The 18,152-nt window shown below is 42.8% G+C and carries 17 protein-coding genes; 4 read left to right on the top strand and 13 right to left on the bottom strand.

Annotation, left to right across the window (positions count from 1 at the left end; genetic code table 11):
- Positions 1–37: 37 nt before the first annotated feature.
- From EKM82_RS05035 to EKM82_RS05025, 3 genes are all read right to left on the bottom strand, one after another.
- On the bottom strand, positions 38–1,069 hold the full coding sequence (locus tag EKM82_RS05035; RefSeq protein ID WP_125767221.1) for a DUF916 and DUF3324 domain-containing protein: 1,032 nt from the start codon (positions 1,067–1,069) through the stop codon (positions 38–40).
- A 66-nt stretch (positions 1,070–1,135) separates the two neighbouring features.
- On the bottom strand, positions 1,136–1,774 hold the full coding sequence (locus EKM82_RS05030) for a WxL domain-containing protein (RefSeq protein WP_125767220.1): 639 nt from the start codon (positions 1,772–1,774) through the stop codon (positions 1,136–1,138).
- A 333-nt stretch (positions 1,775–2,107) separates the two neighbouring features.
- On the bottom strand, positions 2,108–3,127 hold the full coding sequence (locus tag EKM82_RS05025; RefSeq protein ID WP_125767219.1) for a YeiH family protein: 1,020 nt from the start codon (positions 3,125–3,127) through the stop codon (positions 2,108–2,110).
- 106 nt (positions 3,128–3,233) lie between these two features.
- On the opposite strand from EKM82_RS05025, the gene EKM82_RS05020 reads away from it, so the two are divergent.
- Positions 3,234–4,058 carry a LysR family transcriptional regulator gene (locus EKM82_RS05020; RefSeq protein WP_125767218.1) on the top strand — a complete coding sequence of 275 codons (825 nt, stop codon included), beginning with the start codon at positions 3,234–3,236 and terminating at the stop codon, positions 4,056–4,058.
- A 455-nt stretch (positions 4,059–4,513) separates the two neighbouring features.
- The gene (locus tag EKM82_RS11340; RefSeq protein WP_164508114.1) at positions 4,514–4,702 is read left to right on the top strand and encodes a hypothetical protein; all 189 of its coding nucleotides are present in this window, start codon (positions 4,514–4,516) and stop codon (positions 4,700–4,702) included.
- Here EKM82_RS11340 and EKM82_RS05015 read toward each other — a convergent pair.
- The 8 genes from EKM82_RS05015 to EKM82_RS04980 all read right to left on the bottom strand — a co-directional run bounded on the left by EKM82_RS05015 (position 4,695) and on the right by EKM82_RS04980 (position 13,934).
- The gene (locus EKM82_RS05015; RefSeq protein ID WP_125767217.1) at positions 4,695–6,062 is read right to left on the bottom strand and encodes a hypothetical protein; all 1,368 of its coding nucleotides are present in this window, start codon (positions 6,060–6,062) and stop codon (positions 4,695–4,697) included. The two genes, EKM82_RS11340 and EKM82_RS05015, sit on opposite strands and share 8 nt — an antisense overlap.
- Before the next feature lie 536 nt (positions 6,063–6,598).
- Entirely contained in the window at positions 6,599–7,927 is a 1,329-nt protein-coding gene (locus EKM82_RS05010) for a dihydrolipoyl dehydrogenase family protein (RefSeq protein WP_125767216.1), read from the bottom strand.
- Positions 7,928–8,028: 101 nt separating this feature from the next.
- On the bottom strand, positions 8,029–9,195 hold the full coding sequence (locus EKM82_RS05005; RefSeq protein WP_125767215.1) for a PrsW family glutamic-type intramembrane protease: 1,167 nt from the start codon (positions 9,193–9,195) through the stop codon (positions 8,029–8,031).
- A 15-nt stretch (positions 9,196–9,210) separates the two neighbouring features.
- On the bottom strand, positions 9,211–10,674 hold the full coding sequence (locus EKM82_RS05000) for a serine hydrolase (protein ID WP_125767214.1): 1,464 nt from the start codon (positions 10,672–10,674) through the stop codon (positions 9,211–9,213).
- A 2-nt stretch (positions 10,675–10,676) separates the two neighbouring features.
- Positions 10,677–11,342 (bottom strand): zinc ribbon domain-containing protein, encoded by a 666-nt coding sequence (locus EKM82_RS04995; protein WP_125767213.1) that lies wholly within the window; start codon positions 11,340–11,342, stop codon positions 10,677–10,679.
- Entirely contained in the window at positions 11,339–11,611 is a 273-nt protein-coding gene (locus EKM82_RS04990; protein WP_125767212.1) for a Mor transcription activator family protein, read from the bottom strand. Before EKM82_RS04990 ends, EKM82_RS04995 begins: the two co-directional genes overlap by 4 nt.
- 356 nt (positions 11,612–11,967) lie before the next feature.
- Positions 11,968–13,368: a hypothetical protein gene (locus tag EKM82_RS04985; protein ID WP_125767211.1), complete on the bottom strand. Its 1,401-nt coding sequence runs from the start codon at positions 13,366–13,368 to the stop codon at positions 11,968–11,970.
- Positions 13,365–13,934 carry a hypothetical protein gene (locus tag EKM82_RS04980; protein ID WP_125767210.1) on the bottom strand — a complete coding sequence of 190 codons (570 nt, stop codon included), beginning with the start codon at positions 13,932–13,934 and terminating at the stop codon, positions 13,365–13,367. Before EKM82_RS04980 ends, EKM82_RS04985 begins: the two co-directional genes overlap by 4 nt.
- Before the next feature lie 166 nt (positions 13,935–14,100).
- Here EKM82_RS04980 and EKM82_RS04975 point away from each other — a divergent pair, with 166 nt between their 5' ends.
- Together EKM82_RS04975 and EKM82_RS04970 are read left to right on the top strand one after the other, a co-directional pair.
- Entirely contained in the window at positions 14,101–15,096 is a 996-nt protein-coding gene (locus EKM82_RS04975; RefSeq protein ID WP_125767209.1) for a helix-turn-helix transcriptional regulator, read from the top strand.
- Between the two features lie 87 nt (positions 15,097–15,183).
- On the top strand, positions 15,184–16,188 hold the full coding sequence (locus EKM82_RS04970) for a helix-turn-helix transcriptional regulator (protein WP_125767208.1): 1,005 nt from the start codon (positions 15,184–15,186) through the stop codon (positions 16,186–16,188).
- A gap of 625 nt (positions 16,189–16,813) precedes the next feature.
- On the opposite strand, the gene EKM82_RS11915 is transcribed toward EKM82_RS04970, so the two are convergent.
- Positions 16,814–17,821, bottom strand: coding sequence for an NADP-dependent oxidoreductase (locus tag EKM82_RS11915; RefSeq protein ID WP_318531085.1), 1,008 nt, complete (start codon positions 17,819–17,821; stop codon positions 16,814–16,816).
- On the bottom strand, positions 17,814–18,152 hold the full coding sequence (locus EKM82_RS04960; RefSeq protein WP_125767206.1) for an ArsR/SmtB family transcription factor: 339 nt from the start codon (positions 18,150–18,152) through the stop codon (positions 17,814–17,816). The genes EKM82_RS11915 and EKM82_RS04960 overlap by 8 nt, the downstream gene beginning before the upstream one ends.

The raw sequence follows: 18,152 nt of genomic DNA, 5'->3' as shown, positions 1-18,152 counted from the left end.
CCTTTCTCCTTTCAACCATCGGTAGCAACAATTGTAATTAAGACCGGCGTCGTTGGCGGACGAACCAAATAATCAAGCCGCTGATCACGAGCAGTCCGGCCAACGTGCCTAGAATTAATAGCAACCAGGGCGTCGGTCGTGTTTGATTAATTTCGACTAAATGTTGCTCAACTGCACCTTGATCAGTGGCCTTAATCGTAAATTTTCGCTGTAATTTGAATTTCTTCTGGCCAGAATTCAGTGTCAAATCAAGCACATAGCGACCTGGTGTTAACGTCTTACTCCCCGTCTCCAAATGATAATCTAACGTTGAATTAGGCGCCATTTCATAATCATGATCCTGCTGATGGATCAGCACTTGATTTTGGCCTTGACGGCGAATCTTCGCATCAAGTTTAATCTGGCCAAACATCACCGGACTGTTGTTATGAACCGCCGCGACCAATCCCGCCCGGCCACCAGCTGAAGCTAAATAGACATCATCAACAGCAAGTTTGGGCAGGCGATTACTCGGCGTTTCCAGCACCACCGGGATGGTCATGGCAAATTGATTTTGCAAGCCAATTTCCCGGTCAGCTGCTGCCAGTTCGGTCACCCGTTGAACATAAACGCTGCCTAAAATAGTGCCCTCAATTAACGGTTGCGGCGTTTTAATCATGAAAGTGACAACTTCTTGGCTGGCTGGTGCCACGGTTATCAGCTGTTCTGGTGCCTGCTGTGCCACTAAATCCGGTAGCAACACGTGCGCACTAGAATCACGTTTTTTATTTGAAGGCGTGTAGTCAATTTTGCCGCCACTAGTCGTTGTGGCTGCCAAAAGCTGCACCCGAAATTGGTGACTGGTCGTCGGGCTCAAGTTTTCGACCACAATTTTTAACGGATAAGTTGTGTTTGCCTGAGGTGTAATTGCAAAATGGTGTAATTGTTGGTCAGTTTGCGCAGCCGGTAAAATCGGTTGAACTGAAAATTCAGCACCAGTTTCGGCAGCCTGACTGATTCGCGGTGCAATTAAGCCGAGGCTGACTAAGCCAGCGACAATAATGGCACCTAAGATTATTTTAAATTTCATACGCAACTCCTAATAGGAAAAAGGAGTAAGGCAGCGCGACCCAACCTTACTCACAAAAGGTTCAGATTATAAAGGCTTGACTGCTGGTTGTGAGGCCGCCAGTGTCCAAGTCAAAGGGGCGGTAAAAGTATCATTGGTCTTAATTGCCAAGCGATTGGTTGCATCTAAGCTTAACGTGTTATCGCTTTTAGCAAAGTTATATTTTACTAAGCCATGCAGGCCAGAGCGGTTCGTTGTCAGCACATGGGTGGCACCATCAGTTGGCACCTTGCCATTGATCGACGCGGTTGTATCAGCCTGATCAGCGGCCATTGGTAAGGCCATCAATTGTAATAGTCCGGCGTTTAAAGACTGCTGATCAGCCCGCTTGAATGCATCGGCTTTAACTGATAATTGCCATTGATCGTCGCCTAGTCGATTATCAACAATCACCAATTGCCCATCTGCTTGCGCTTGCTGATCTTGAAAACCATTGAAAATTTGTCGAGCCGATAAAGTACCGTAATGAAAATCAGGAACTGATTTTAAAAGCAACCGGCCATCCTCGGGATTAGGATTATCGGGATTGGTGGCATCAACATTAACAGTTGCTGTTGAATCCAAGGCCTTATTATCGTCCGTTGCTGCTGCCACCGGCTTCGTTACAGCTAAGGTGCCGCCCAACATCGCCAAAATTAAACTTAAACTCACTAATAGTTTCTTCAAATGACTACCCTCGTTTTCTGAAAATTTCTGTTATTTTTACCAAGCAAAAAATATTATACATTATAAAATAAAATATCGTCAATGCTTTTTGGCTTATTTTTAATAATTAATCAGAATAATGAATATTTTTAAGCAAATCTCCTCGTCGTATTATCTTTGATAAATAAAAGAATAATAAAAAATATCTCAAAATAATTTGTATATTATTTTGAGATATTTAAATTGTTAATCATAAATTTTACCAAATAAATTATACTTAAAAATATTCATAACGACTTATTGTGTTTTATTTTGACGAAAAAAAGTTGTTGCACCCCAATTTACTGAATACCCTTATAAACCTAAGAGCAGAATAAAACTAATCGCCGCTACCGTCTGGACAAAACCAACGCCAACCCCATAAAGTAGGAACTTGACCCCTTGCTGCATGAACTTACGAAAATCTAATCGTAACCCAATAGCCGCTAATGCCGTCGTTTCAAACCAAGTGCTAATTGTATGTGCACTGGCATTCAGCACCGTTGGTAATGACACGAGACTATTTAGGATACAAAAAATTAGAAATCCCAAAACATACCAAGGAATGCGAATCCCTTTCGTTTTGTGGGTTGTGTTTGCCGCCGAAGTCGTTGGAGCGGCAACTTTTTTAGTAAAGGCCAAGACGACCACGACCAGCAACATGATCCGCATAATTTTAAATAGCATCGCGTATTGCACGGTAGCGCTACTAATTAGACTGGCGCCAGCCACTACCTGACCCACAGATTGTAAGGTGCCACCAAGCAGCGCACTTTTGGCCAGCAGTTGATCACCAAAAACCTGGCCGCCAATTAACGGCAACAATAACATCATTACCGTGCCTAGCAAATTCACCAACGTAATAATCTGGCCCTTGTCAGTTTCATCAGCCTTAATCGCCGGGGCAATCGCACCAATCGCGCTGGAACCGCACACTGCGTTACCGCCGGCCATCATTAACGACATCTTCTCGTCGAAGCCTAGCCAGTGACCCAGCCAATAAGCCGCGAAAATCACCGTGGTCATCATTAAAACAACATAAACCACCCCGCGCCACCCAATCTGGCTGATGGTTTGAAAAGTCACTGTAAAACCCAATAAAACAACTGAGTATTCCAACAAGCGACTTTCCGAGAATTTCGTCCCCACGGCCCATATTTCCTGTCGAAAACACGTGTTACCCAGCAGAATACCTAATAAAATAGCAATCGTGGCACCACCCAAATCAGGCAACCAAATGGCAATTACTTTAGCAGCAATTGCCACGGCCACTGATAAACCCAGTCCTGGTAAAACTGGCCGAGCAGCAACTGAAATTTTTGCGAATCGTTCCATTATTTTTCCTCCAAAATATCAATATTAATATTGTACCGGAAGACTATCATTAGTATGATTGATAGAGATAATAGTTACGATTGATATTTGTAATGGAAAGGTTCCCATGTTTAAATTACTGACAACTTTCAAAATGGTTTATGAAACAAAAAGTTTCTCGCATGCCGCTGATTTACTGTTCATTGCTCAGCCAACAGTTTCCGCACAAATCAAACAACTGGAAAACGAACTCCAAACAACCCTATTTGTGCGCAATGGCCGCACCCAATTATTAGTGACGCCGCAAGCCGAGGAACTTTACCGGCAAGCCAGCAAAATTTTAGACGAGTGGACCACTGTCAAGCAGAATCTACCTGGAAGCCAGCGACTAAACTGCCGCATTGGCGCCTCCCACACTTTCGCCTGTTACTTCTTGCCCGAATTGCTGCCCCAACTTTATCAACACAATCAGCAAGTCAATTTCAGCGTCACCATGCTGAATTCTTTGGCCGTTTTTGAAGCGCTGCAGCAACACAAGATTGATCTCGGCTTTATTGAAAAGCCCCTGTCCAGCAATAGTATTCATCGGCAAACTTTATTTAATGACCAACTCGTACTTGTAAACGGTGAGCAGCCTGAACAGCCTTGGCTAGTTCGTGAGGCCAATAGCGGCGTCTATCACTATACGGCTCGCTATTTTGCCGAGCACGATATTCAAGGGCCACAGTTGACCATTGCCAATAATCAAATCATCGTCCAACTGCTGCATCAAAATTTCGGCAAAGCGATTATTTCTGAAAGTGCCGCCCAGAATTTGAATTATCAGACCTTGGGCAGTCCTTATCAGCGGCAATTTTATTTGATCAGTCGGCAAGTTGATAAGCCTGATCAATATCAGTCACTAACGAAGCAAATCACGGCTTGGGCTCGCCAGCACAAAACAGTGGTGTAATACCAAAACTACTTCAATTGGAAATGGTGGTAGCGCAATTTGCAGAGTTTGGAATACCATGGCCTTGAACCTAGTCGTTTCCTAGCGAGAACGGCAGGGGCCCAGCGATTTTGTAGGCGTGGAACATGGTGGACATCGATTTGAGCTTATTGCTGACGCAACAATCTCAAATACGAGTCTTATTCTAACCGCTAAAGCGGCAAGAATAATTTCACCATTGACGCCAATCGCTGGGCCCCTGCCTGAATTAAACTAACGAAATTGATCACCACTATTTAGCCGAGCCGGATTGCGGTAATACGGAAATCGGTGTGACAATCTCTACTGAATAGAGTTGTCACACCGATTTTTTGTGCTACTTAACTATTGTACTGATTGAATTGAGTTACTGAATCCCACTACCACTGCCTCAAACACTAACAAATGTGAAGTGCGCTAATTCAACTCCAGACGGAATGGAGGGCGTGGTTGTCAGCCGCCAAATTTGTCTTATTGCTTCAGCAATTAGACAAAGGCTCGTATTTGAAACAATTCGGTCCTTAATTGGTTCAAATCGATGCCGGCAGCGTTCCACAACCAGCAAGCCCGCAATGCAGTCAGAACCTGTTCTGTCCCACCACTTTCACCAAATTTTAACTATTTAGCATCATGATCGACAGTCGGCGCATTCAAGAGCTGGTGCTTGCGCAGTGCTCGATAAGTCATTAAGCTACTCAAACCCACACACAACACGATGAAACAATTGATCAAGTTGAGCTGCCAGTTGGTAACACCTTGCACATCAGGATTAAAGAACGACAAGACGCGGACGTTTTGGAAATAACTGACGAAATAAACGGACATCATGAAGAGCAATTGTTGTGCGACACTACCAATACTTGAGAACTGGTATTTCACTAAGAACGAGCGCTCGGTCTCAATTCGAGGATCAACATAAATGGCATCATTCAATAAGCGATTGTCGGCCCCAATAAAGACCGAACAAGCAAAGATTCCCAAGAAATAAGTCCAATTAAACAAAGTCAGCAATAAGCCGGCAAACAAAACGAAGTAACGTTGACTCGGGTATTTTTTCAATAAAACTGGGCCGAGTTCCAGGCCAACTAAATATAACGTATAAATGATCATTAAAGTGCTGAGCTTGGGAAAGCGTAACTGGCTGTTGAAGGCGGCGTAGAGCATGACAAAGTTCATCACCACGCCACGATTAATCGCATCTAAACTGAGCGGGAATAATTTCTGATGAATCGCTAATTGATAAAAGATCAAGAGCGCTAAGACGCCTAAGGAAACCAGCGCTAAAATCAAATCATAATAATGAGGTGTCACTTTGGTGCGGGTATAACGATAAGCGAAAACTAAAATCAAGAGAATCGTAACAGCCAGCGTATTACGAGCCAAGCGCAACTTATTCGTCACGTGCTGGCGCCAATCAGTCTCCTGCAAATCCGTTTGCTGATAGTAGGTTATTTTCTGGCCCATGAACCAACTGCCCAATAGCGACAAACCGTACAACACCGCCAAAACTAGAAACGACCACGACAAGCGCTGATCGTGGGCATCAAAAAATTCGACTGCCCCAAGTAAGACCACTGTGATCAACGACGCCAATGAATGCATCTTGGTTAATTTAAATTCGTGCTTTTGCCGGCCGCGATATTTTACAGTCAAATAATAAGGCCAAACCCAACTAGAAGCTAAGCCTAAGAGAATCCCGCCAATAATCCCTAGTGCCGGCATTTGTGCGCCTAGCAAAAGCAATGAGCCCACCACACCGAAACCATTGGCCAACATCAGCATTTTAACAGTTGGCTGGTGAATCGCCGTCGTTAGTAGCATCCCAATCGTTCGAAACGCATAAACCATTAAAAAGGGATAAATTGCCGCTGCTAAATTCTTGTTTTGATTATAAAAGGTTAAGCAGAAAAAATAAGGCAAAATCACGCCAGCATTAGCCATCAGGTTCAATACACCTTCAGAAAAAACTGCGACTCTTGTTTTCATCAATCAAGCATCCCTTATCAAGTTTTAGTAAATCCATTCTACAATAAAAAAATTCAGGTTGCGAGAATCAGCTGTTCCTCCCTAAATATAACCTACTCATCAAAAAAATAAAAAATAGCGGCTAAATAAGCTGTAAAAAGACAACTGCCCCACTTAAACGAAAAAATCCCGAACAATTCCTAAGAATCGTCCGAGATTTCAAATAAACGTCATTAACTGCCCCGCAGTCACACACTTCAGGTCGTGACATAAACCAGATATTTGCCACAATCCCACAACAACTGCCTTGATTACTAGCAAAGATAAAGTGTACTAATTCAACTCCAGACGGCGTGGAGGGATCTTGGCGTCAGCCGCCAAATTGTTCTTAGTGGCTATGCCACTTAGAACAAGGCTTGTATTTGAGATTGTTGCGAAGCAATAAGCTCAAATCAACGCCGGCAGCGTTCCACAACCAGCAAGCCCGCAATGCAGTCAGAACCAGTTCTGTTTTAAACCGATGTCATCACTTCATCGATCATTTAACACTTTTTATTTTAATAAAGATAACCAAGGTCACTGGAAAAGCTTGGATAAACAGCAATCGATTTGGCCAAATCAGCCGGCGTTTGTTTCAAGCTAATGATTTGGGCAAAGCGATTCATTAACTCTTCGCTATCATGGGCCATAACCACAGCGCCCACCAATAAACCAGTCTTTTTATCAACCACGGTCGTAATTTGCGCATCTTGATCACGCAAGCGGAAATAATTGTACCACTGGCCAACTTCATTCACTTTAATCTCATAACGATCAGGCTCTTTCATAGCTTGATCGACGGTCAGCCCGACCTGGCCTAATTGAGGACTGGTAAAAGCAATAAATGGAATTGCTGGGTAAATAATTGGGGCCGTTGCGCCGAGAATTGTCCGCGCAACGTAAGCACCCTCGAAACCAGCCACGCCAGTTAGCTTGGGAATTCGTTTGGAGCCAATATCGCCAATGGCATAAATATGGCTCTGACTAGTCCGCAAGTGGTCGTCAACCTTAATACCATGATTATCAGTTGCAACGCCAGCATGCTGCAGATTTAAGCCATTTAAAGCAGCTGGGCGGCCAACTGCACTAATTAACATGTCCACAGGAACAGAACCATCACTGGTTTGCGCGATCAACGCGCCTTGATCCTTATTAATTTCACTGACGGTAGTTTGCCAATGGAATTTAACCCCTCGTTGACCGAGAATCTTGGCTAAACGGTCGGTAGCACTTTGCGGCAAGGTTTCCAGTAAGCGATGATTATGTTGGAAAATATGGACTTCGGCGCCAACAGCATTAGCAATGTTAGCCAGCTCCAAAGTAACAAAGCCACCACCAATAAACCCAATTCGCTTCGGCATTTCCGTCATCTTTAAGAAATCGGTACTCGTCTTCAAATAATCCTGGCCTGGAATATCAAGAATTCTTGGTTCAGCACCAGCAGCAATTACAAAATTATCGGTCTCGTAAGTCGCGCCGTTCACAGCAATCATATGGTCATTGACGAACGCTGCTTCCCCGGCCAAGGTTTTGGCACCAGCGGCTTTAAGTCCAGCGACCATATTCGTTGGAATATTCTTGGTATAGCTTTTCTCGAAGGCAACTAGTTTAGACCAGTCTAATTGGCCCATGGTTGGCATGCCATCGTCATGAAAACGTTGCGCCTGTAAATAGTTGTCGACCACACCATAAAGGATCTTCTTGGGATCACAGCCGCGATTAGGACAAGTACCACCCCAATCACCTTTTTCAACCACTAATACGCGTTGCTTGCTGGCTAACGCTGAGGCCACCGCCATGCCGCCGGGACCAGCACCAATTACAATCGTATCGAATTTCTCAGTCATCTCAGAACCCCCTACTTTGATTTTCACCTCAGTATAGGAATAGCTGACCCAAGATTTCAAGTTTTATGCTGGCACTGGCGCTCAGAAATTGTCTAGTAGCGTTAGGCCGGAATTTCACCATTTTTAATATGAGTGACTTCTTTTAACCCAGCATTGATTAATACGAATAAAATCAGCCAGGCAGCAACTGTTAACAGCAACAACTTTAAGTATAATGGCAAAACAGGCAAGTCATAATCCCATAAAGCGTGCATCGCAACTGCGAGAACAAAGAAAACTAGAAATTTCGGATTCAATAATTGATTATAATCAAACCGGTTGGCTTTTTTAACAATAATTAAAGCCCCACCAGCAATCGCACACCAGACAAGATGACCGCCAATTGCTGTAACTGCTCGAACAATTGCCACATCAACTAATTGCGCTTTACTGGCTTGGTAAATGTAGCCAGCTGTTTCAAAAGCGGCGAAGCCAGCACCAACGGCCCCACCAATTAAGATGCCATTTAAAATACGATGGATATTTAATTTGCTGACAAAATAAAGTAAAATAACCAGCTTACCAACCTCTTCAACAACGCCGACTGACAAGGCATCGCCCAGCGTCATCACACCAAAAATCTGTTCCTGAACGCTCATCGTCACAAAGCTATAAAGAATCATTGTAATTAATAGCGAGAACACGCCACCAATAAAAAAGACTTTCGCCACTTGATATAAACTAACATTCTGGAAAACGTTGGATTCAAAAAAGAAGATCACAGCACTTAATGGCACGGCAAAAGCTCCCACAAAAATCAATCCCGGAATTGCTTTTTCATTGCCTAAATTGCCAGCCATATATAACAAGGCTACAAAAGCAATGCCAAACACGGCGAGAATTCGTGAGAAAAGCCAAGGTTTGGCCCAATCACTGGAAATACTTTCCAGCGCTGGCGTCGTTGTTTTAGTCCCCGCAATAAAAATTTCTTCAGCCTCATCTTGCGTATGCTTTTGAAAAACCTGTGAGAAAAGATCTTTTAAATTGATTTTAACGGGACCTTGCTCACCAGTAAATTGGTTAAGTTTCTCCGTGGCCGATGCATATAACCCGCGAGTAACATTCTGTGGGTTAGACTGAGGCGCCATTTCTGGCTGCGCAACAATTTTCTGCTGGGTGGTTGCTGCTGGCTGAGCGGCCGCCTCAACGACTGGCAAATGATAACCACAAGTGGTACAGAATTTAGCTGTGGGTTTTAATTCAGCGCCACAATTGGGACAAAATTTCATGATAACTCCTCCATTTTAAATTAATAATTTTTGATACAAATCAGCACCTAAGAGATTCATCGCCTGAATTTGTGTTGATTCTTGACCATCTTCGGATAGCACCACGACAACCAAAGCCGCTTTGCTGCTTTCGAGAATCGCGGCATCATTTTGAACCCCATAAGTCGAGAATTCACCAGTCTTGTTGTAACCTTTAGCGCCCGCTGGTAAATCAGCTAACAATTTACTGTGATTTTTATTTTTGGCTAAAATATTTAACATTTCTGTGTCGTAGCCTGATGAGACTAGCTGATGATTGTACATTTGCTTCAAGACAACGCCGAGGTCCTTGGCCGAAGTCATGTTATCGCGACCGGCGTTGAGCGCATCCGTATCCATTAACTTGCGCTCTAATTGCGTGTCAGTCAGACCTAACTGACTGATTTCATCGTTGACCGCATCAAGCCCACCAACAGCGTCAATCATAATATTAGCCGCAGTATTATCACTCTCGTCGATCATGTACTGAATACACTCCCGCAAAGTCAAGCGCGTCCCCGCCGGCATGCTTTGAACAACCCCAGTACCGCCAACTTTGTCATCATCGCTTAATTCATATTTGCCGTCTAAATCAAGCTGATTATTCTTAGCCTGTTCATAAGCTGTAATCATAATAAAAATCTTAATGTCACTGGCAGCTCGTTGCTCGCGGTTGTTGCGAACGACTTCCTCATCACTATCTGTTCGCGAAACATAAGCCGACGTATTGCCAGCTAAACCTGACAAGTCACGATCCAGAATCGGTTCCACTAGACTGGTGATTGCTGGCGGTTCATTAGATTGAGCGGCTTTCTTCGGCGCGGCTTTAGTGACTTTCTGCGATGATTTTGCTGACTTGCTTGAAGAGACCCGACTTTTTTTCGACGAGCGTTTTTTAGAGCTCCGGTCAGCTGTTGCCACCGATTTGGCGCTAGGCTGATTATTTTGATAGAAATAATAACCAGCCCCACCTAGTAACAGGACCAATAATAAAATTGCTGCCCACAAGCCTTTTTTATTTGGTTTAGGTTTAACTGCAGCTGCAGGTGGCACTTTGCCTGTGGACGCTGCTGGCATTGGCTGATTGTCTAACTGTGCGCTCGGTGTTGGCGTATTTGCCGGTGCTGTTGGCTGATTATTACTGACCAGCGACTGAGTAACCTGATTAGCGGCTGCAGCAGTATTGACCACTGGCTCAGGTGCCGCCACCGAATTTGACGATGCTGCTTTTACTGGTGCGTCAGTTAAGGGCGTGCCACAATTCAAGCAAAAATTCTCACCGGGCTCATTGGGTGTGCCGCAATTCGGACAAATATTTGTTGCTACTGTTTGCTCAGTCGGTGTTTCGGAAGTTGCTGCTGTTGCTGGAATATCGGCTGGTGTCGCTGCTAAACTCTGACCACACTGCCAACAAAAAGCTGCATCTTGATCATTTTTGGCACCACAATTGGGACAAGTCATGATTAATCCTCCGTCTCAGTTGCTAATTTCGTGCCACATTCCGGACAGAACTTTGTGCCAGCCGCATTTAGATGATGACAGTTAGGACATTCAATTTGTAACTTCTGACCACAATTTGGACAAAACTTCGCGTCGACGGGATTGTCATGACCACAATTAGGACAAGGTGCTGTCGTAGCGTCTGACTTAGTTGCCGCAGTTTCAGTTGTAGCTTGTGGTGCTGCTGGTTGACTGGCTTCGACGCTAGCAGTTTGCGCATAGCCACTAGCCGAGCGGCCACCAGAAACAATATAATTCTCGATACATTCGAAGATTTCTTTTGGTAATTGTTTCTGGCTCCAAGCACCGACTGCTGCCGTAATCGCTAACGGTGCGAAAACAAACATGCCAATGGTGGCCGCACTAGCCTTATCGACCCATTTTCCTTGGCCAATATTAACTGTGACTAAATCAGTGCCATTTTGTAACAATTGAATATGAATCGCAGTGTCCATGCCAGCGAACTTTTTCCAACTTTCTTGATTCTTAGCCTGCACCAAATATCCCTGCTCAGTTGGGACTGCTTCGGCTTCAAGATTTTTTTCAAATTGTAAGAAATTAACTAACCCCTGACTGATTCCCTCAAGATCGACCCCATTATCTAACCGAAAAGTTTTTGATTCTGTCATGCTTCTTTTCCTCCATTGTCATTTTTAATCAACCGCTTCATCCAGCGTTGTGAATACCCATATTTTTGTGTGAGTTCTTTCAAATTAGCACCGTTATACTCACGCTGAACGATTTGCTCCACCTTGTTGCTGTCATAAAGCCGCATTGGAAAGCTTACTTGCTGCCCCTTAAGCTCATCATAAAGTTGCAGCATCGTTTCTTTTCCAACTAAGTCATACAGCTGCTGATATGTTGGATGAAGTGCTGATACATCAATATCATCTTGCATTGCCAACCCCCGATTTCTAGACCTATAAGCAAATATACCAAATCATTATTGCTCAAGATAATTCGCTACAACATGCAGAATTCACAACGTAATCACATCAATTCAGCACCGAAAAAATCTCAAAGAAATAATATTTAATTATCAAGTCGTTGACCACCCAAATACCTGTCCCTCCGGAAGAACTTCGACATGTCGCAATGACTTAAGTGATCATACCCTTATGATAGCGGTGGGGTGGACAGTGAGTGACGCAGGAGGAAAAAGAGTATAAAAAAAGCTCAAAGTATAAATTATCTTTTACGATAACTACTTTGAACTATTTCATATAGTAATTAAACTTCAATGTTAAATCTCATTTAGAACGTTTTGTACAAATCATCAATTGCAATTAGCTCTTTCTCCATACGGTTTGATATTTCATTCTCCACAAATTCCTTTTTTATCTTACAAATAAATCTGACATCCGTAAATAAATGCAACACAGTATTTAACAAACTCCCAATATCGAGATTTTTTGGATTAGATGTGATTGCTGCTTCAATAATAGAACTAGATGATGCAATAGAATTTGAAATTAACAGAATTTTCCTAGTCCGCACTTCAAACATATCACGTGATCCAACCTTATCGTAAAACAAACCATGAGTTAGCGTTATAATAACATCAATTAATTTGGATACGATAAAAGAGGCAGTAACAATCTTAGTATCGCGAGCAAAGCAAAGTGCATCGTAATTACTCTTATATAATTTACTGGCAAAATCTTCATTTACTGTTTCAAGAATGGGCACTGGTAAACCAACTTTTGTATATTCATCAGATTTCAAATGCTGCGCTTCTGCAAAAATTGCAGCAGGTAAATTTAATCTGTCGCTTCTTACTACATCATACGATTCACCAATCATACCGGTTAAAGAAACAAAGTTTGATGTAATTCTCATAGGATTTCTAACTACTCGATATGAACTAAAATTATTAAATGTGATAATATCTGTCAAAATATTCATAGTGCCAAAAACCCAGCCTAAAATCGGATCGTGTCCAAGTGTGTGCATTCGATGGTAGGCGCCACCCATATTTATTCCTAACGATTTTGATCCTTTCGTAATATCATATGGCGGTGTCTGATAAACTATATTAATCCATTTACCCTTGTTATCATCCGTAAGATGTTTATCACGGAATGAATCATTTGCCTTTTTATGAGCGCTCTCAATACTCTTATCATTATGTGCAAGCCGATCATTTTTATCAAAGCTCTTACCATAGTCGAACTTCTCGGCGATAATAGGAAATAGGAGACTCTTTGTTACCTGTAAGGCTATAGCAATTGAGAGAAAAGCCAAGTCTGTTTTGTTTATAATACTTGTCTTTCTTGAAAATTCTTTATTAATAGATTTGAGTTCCTGAAATGACTGGTCAATCTCATCTTTCGACATAATATCCTCAATTGAGACTTCTTGAGGATGATACTCATTGGCCTGTTTAACAATTTCATCCCAATCATCTAATTTCATGTCTGAAGAACTTGTCGCAGATGTTGACCCATTTTTTATAGTTGCCTCTTTTAAATCTTTAACCTTTTTATCATATTTCAGTGATTGTAATAACTCTAACGAATCTGAAATATTACAATCTGCTGTGCTACGAGTTTTTGTTTTCTCAGTATCTTTTTCTAAAGAAGCACTTACGTCTTGATTTACTTTAAGCACTTTGTTCATATCTAGTTCATCGCGAGAATACTTAAACTCGCTCATGATTCTGCCGGCAAACTATCTGAAACACCTAAATCAAATTTCAAATCATTAATTGCTGCTTTCAAAAGCATATTTAATCCATTGAGATAATCTAAACGTTCTTTGTCTGCATCGGATTCTTTTTTCAACTCCTGAAGAATTTTTGTTTGTTTTGCGATTGCATTTTTGTATACTAATTCTTTTGCTGCGCGTAATTTCTTATTTTTATGATGAGAAGCAACTCCAATTCCTGCCCCTGCGAGAACAACAGCTGGTGCTGCCAACACTGCCACGCCAGCAGCCATTCCACCGCCTATCACGGCACCCGCCGTTGCTAATCCGCTAGTAATTCCTGCAGCACTTAACCCAGCGACTGATCCACCAAGATAAAGTCCCGCAAAACCAATACCAGCGCCTACACCTGCACCCAAAGCACCACTCACGGTCTCACCTAGTGGAGAATCCTTTAACTTTCTCGATTTTTGCTTTATCGCTTTATCCGCATCATCAATAACGCTTTGCACCCTATTCAAAGATTCTATATCTTTAAATTTCATACTTTTTTTACTTTTTACATATTCACCCATAATAATTGATTCTCTCCTCTATCATTCTATAAAATTAAAAGTATTCTTTCACATAAGTTACTAAGAAGAACGCTTTCATGTTATTATCATACTTATGACCTAGCCACATAATGTCCATTAGACAGAAAATGTCAAAAAATATCTTTTTAATTTTGGAGCAGATAAAATGTCATCAGCAGCTTATCGTCAGTTATACATACTTAGCACCTTTAGTCAGCAGCAAGCCGTTACCAAGGCGGACTTGATGTCAAAATTTGCCGTCAGTGCCCGGTCGATTCAGCGGGATATTAGTTCGTTGAATCAATTTTTCGATGATGAAAGTTTATCCCAGCAAATTAATTACGATGCCACTGAGAAAGTTTTTAAATTGCAGGCTCAAGAACAGCAGTTAACTGATGCGCAAATTTTGATTTTGATCAAGGTTTTGTTAGCCAGCCGCGCGCTCAATGTCCCGGAACTGAAAGAATTAGTTGGTAGTTTATGCCAATTAGTTTCTGCGGATCAGCGACGCTTGGTCGATCGCATCACGAATATTGAAAGTTTCGATTACGTGCCCCTGCATCACCAGCAAGATTTGGTCCAACCGATTTGGCAATTGAGCCAGGCGATCATGAAGGGCGGCACCATGAAGATTTCCTACGAAGATCGCCATCATCGCGCCTTAGAAAAGCAAATTCGGCCAAAATCAATCTTCTTTTCCGAATTTTATTTTTATGTGATTGCCACCGATATCACGATTCAGCAGGACCGTTTTTATCGGATCGATCGCATTCAGCACTTGGAACCTTCGCTATTACCTCATATTAATAGTTACCAAAATCGTGCCGAGGATGGCGACGTGCGCAAACACGTTTATTTAATGTACAACGGCGATGTGGAAACCATTACTTTTGAGTTCTGGGGGATTGTCGAAGCGGCGCTAGATCGACTGCCCACAGCCCGGGTCATTCAAGAAAAGCCCGACAAAGGTAGTGTGATTATTCAGGCCCAGGCCTCAGATAACGGCATTCGCATGTGGCTGCTTAGCCAAGGCAACATGCTGAAAGTGCTCAGCCCCCAAAGTTTAGTTGACGAAATCCACGACATTGTCAGCCAAATGGGCCAGCTTTATCAGCAAGAATTAGGCGAAGATAACGGTCCTCAACCAAAATTCATCATTTAATTTTGGCAAATCACTACTGCTAGCCATATTTTGTCCAAGGCAATCGTTATACTGGAATTATCAGAACAGTATTTTGGAGGGCAATCAATGACGCTGGCAGCAAATCGTCAACTTTATATTCTTAATGCATTAAATAATCACGAATTTTTAACGAAAAACGACCTGAGCACGCACTTTCACGTCAGTGCTCGCACTATTCAACGTGATATTAGCGAACTCAATCAATTTTTTGACGACACCAAAAGCCAACAAGAAATTAGCTATAATACGCAGTTGAAGACTTTTGAAATGACCCAGCAAACTGATGGTGGGCAACTTTCTGATGCGCAAATTTTGATTATTATGAAAGTTCTCTTCGCTAGTCGCGCTTTAAATAATCGGGAGCTGCAAGATATCACTGCAGCTTTGCAGAATCAAGTGTCGCCTAGTCATCGCCAAGTGGTCAGTCGGATTACGAATAAGGAAAAATATAATTATGTCCCCTTGCATCACGACAAAGATTTGGTCAAATTAATTTGGGATCTGAGCAATGAAATTTTGGCGGGACGGCGCATTAAAATTCAGTATCGTAATCGCAATCTAAAAAATTGGACCGACGTTGAGTTGCAGCCAAAAAGTATCTTTTTCTCCGAATATTATTTCTATTTGATTGCCGCTGGTTCCTACCATAATCGCGACCGCTTTTATCGACTGGATCGAATTATTAATTATGAAGAATTGGCCGACTATCATCCCGACGGTCATCGTCATGACTATGCTGAAGGTGAACTACGTAAGGAAAAGCCGTTTATGTATAATGGCGCCGTTGAGAAGGTCACTTTCGAATATTGGGGCATTGAGGAAGCGGCTTTGGACCGCCTTCCCACCGCCAAAGTCATTGCCCGCCATCCCCAGCAGAAAAGTATCACCATTGAAGTTAACGCCGCCGATACTGGCCTGCGCTTCTGGTTGCTTAGTCAAGGCAACATGGTCCACGTTCTCAGCCCGGAAAAAATGGTCACTGATTTAAAAAACATTGTCGCGCAAATGAGCCAGCTCTACCAAGGCACGCTGGGCCAGCCAACTGGTCCACAACCAACATTAATCAACTAACTGAAATTTTAGCTGATTAACGATTTAAATCTATGTTAGTCTTCCCCAATTGAGGAGGGTGGTTGCTGGGCGATTTTACTGGCGTGGAACGCCGTGGCCATCGATTTGAGCTTATTGCTAACGCAACAATCTCAAATACGAGGCTTTGACTAGCTGCTAAAGCAGCAAGACAAATTTCACAGCTGACGCCAATCGCCCAGCAACCACCTGTATTAACTAACAGAACTGAGCACCACTATTTGGAAAAACAAATTGCAGCAAATTAATAAGTCTGTTTGACAATCTTTCTGGAATTTAACCAGAGAACTTTCAAACAGACTTTTTTTGGTATTACTGTTCAGTTGTGACAACGATTTGAAATAAGTTGATTAATCCCACTGCAACTGCCTCAAGCACTAACAACGATGAAGTGCACCACCTAAACTCCAGACGGAATGGAGGGCGTGGTTGTCAGCCGCCAAATTCTCGTTGGTGCTTTAGCACTTACGAGAAGGCTTGTATTTGAGATTGTTGCGCAGCAATAAACTCAAATCAATGCCGGCCGCGTTCCACAACCAGCAAGCCCGCAATGCAGTCGAACTCAATTCTGTTTTAACACTTTTTTCTTTCAACTAATCACGTGCAATTACTTCATGGTAACAACCACTTTGCCAGTCACGTGACCTTGCTCAGCATAATCCAGCGCCTGTTTTATTTCAGCAAAAGGATAGGTGCGGTCGATAATTGGACGCAACTGCTGATGTTCGATTAGATTAGTTAGCTGATTTAATTGTTGACCGCTGGCGTGCATCAACAAGAATTGATAGCTAACCTGTTGTTGCTGAGCGATTTTAGTCAATTGACTACTGGCCATGGCAAAGCCCAACTCGCGGATTTTACCTAAATGGCGTTCCCGGGCAAATTCAGCCGTTGGTAAATTGGCAATTGACACTAATTTACCACCAGGCCGTAGAATACTGAGTGCTTTCTGGGTATCAGCACCACCGTGAGTATCAAACACGGCATCATAATCGTGCAAAATGGTCGAAAAATCCACTTGATGATAATCCGAAATATGATCAGCACCTAAATCGGCCACTAATTGCCGATTCCGCTCACTAACAGTCGTAGCAACTTCAGCGCCTTGAGCATGGGCAAGCTGAATTGCCATACTACCAACGCCACCACTACCAGCATTAATAAAAATCTTTTGACCAGCTTGCAATGCCAAAATTTCCATCAGAGCCTGATAAGCCGTTAAGCCAACCAGGGGCACGGCAGCCGCCGCCGTTAAAGACAAATTAGTTGGCACTTTAGCAATTGCCGTTTGATCGATTGCCAAATATTCCGCGAAGGTACCAGTACGATCATGATTAACTCGCCCGTAAACTTGGTCCCCCACTTTAAAGTCAAGTGCTTGGGCACCACGCGCCACAATCGTTCCCGAAAAATCATTACCTAAAGTTAGCGGATAAACTGTGGTCAATTTCATACTGTAATGCAGTAAACGATACTTCTGATCAACGGGATTAATACTAGCGGCGGCCACGGCAACCAGAACTTCATTAGGCTTTAATTCAGGTCGGGGAATTTGTTTTATTTGTGGTTGCGAATGAGTGTGTGCTGCGACAAGGGCTGACATTAGTTTAGTCATGGTCATGGGCCTCCTGCAATTGCTGAACGGCATCTAATAGCTGGCGCAACTTAGCAAAATTAGTTCTAATATCGGCGGCATAGAAATTCATGGTTCCTTCTTGACGCTTCTTAATTAGCCCAGCCTCACGCAAAATTTTCAGGTGATGCGAGACTGCTGGCCGTGACAAATTCACCAGACTCGTAATTTCGCCAACCCGTAAACCAGTTTGGCAAGTGGTGTTGACTAAGGCCAAGAGAATATTTTGACGATTTTCATCGCCTAGCGCCGTTAACATTGGCTGACATTCAACGAAACTTTTCTTAGTCATGAGTGCTGCTTGATTGGTCAT

Origin of the sequence: Lapidilactobacillus wuchangensis (assembly GCF_003946645.1) — a bacterium.
In the GTDB taxonomy this organism is placed as follows: Bacteria; Bacillota; Bacilli; order Lactobacillales; family Lactobacillaceae; genus Lapidilactobacillus; species Lapidilactobacillus wuchangensis.
This window is presented reverse-complemented; position numbering and strand designations above follow the sequence as displayed.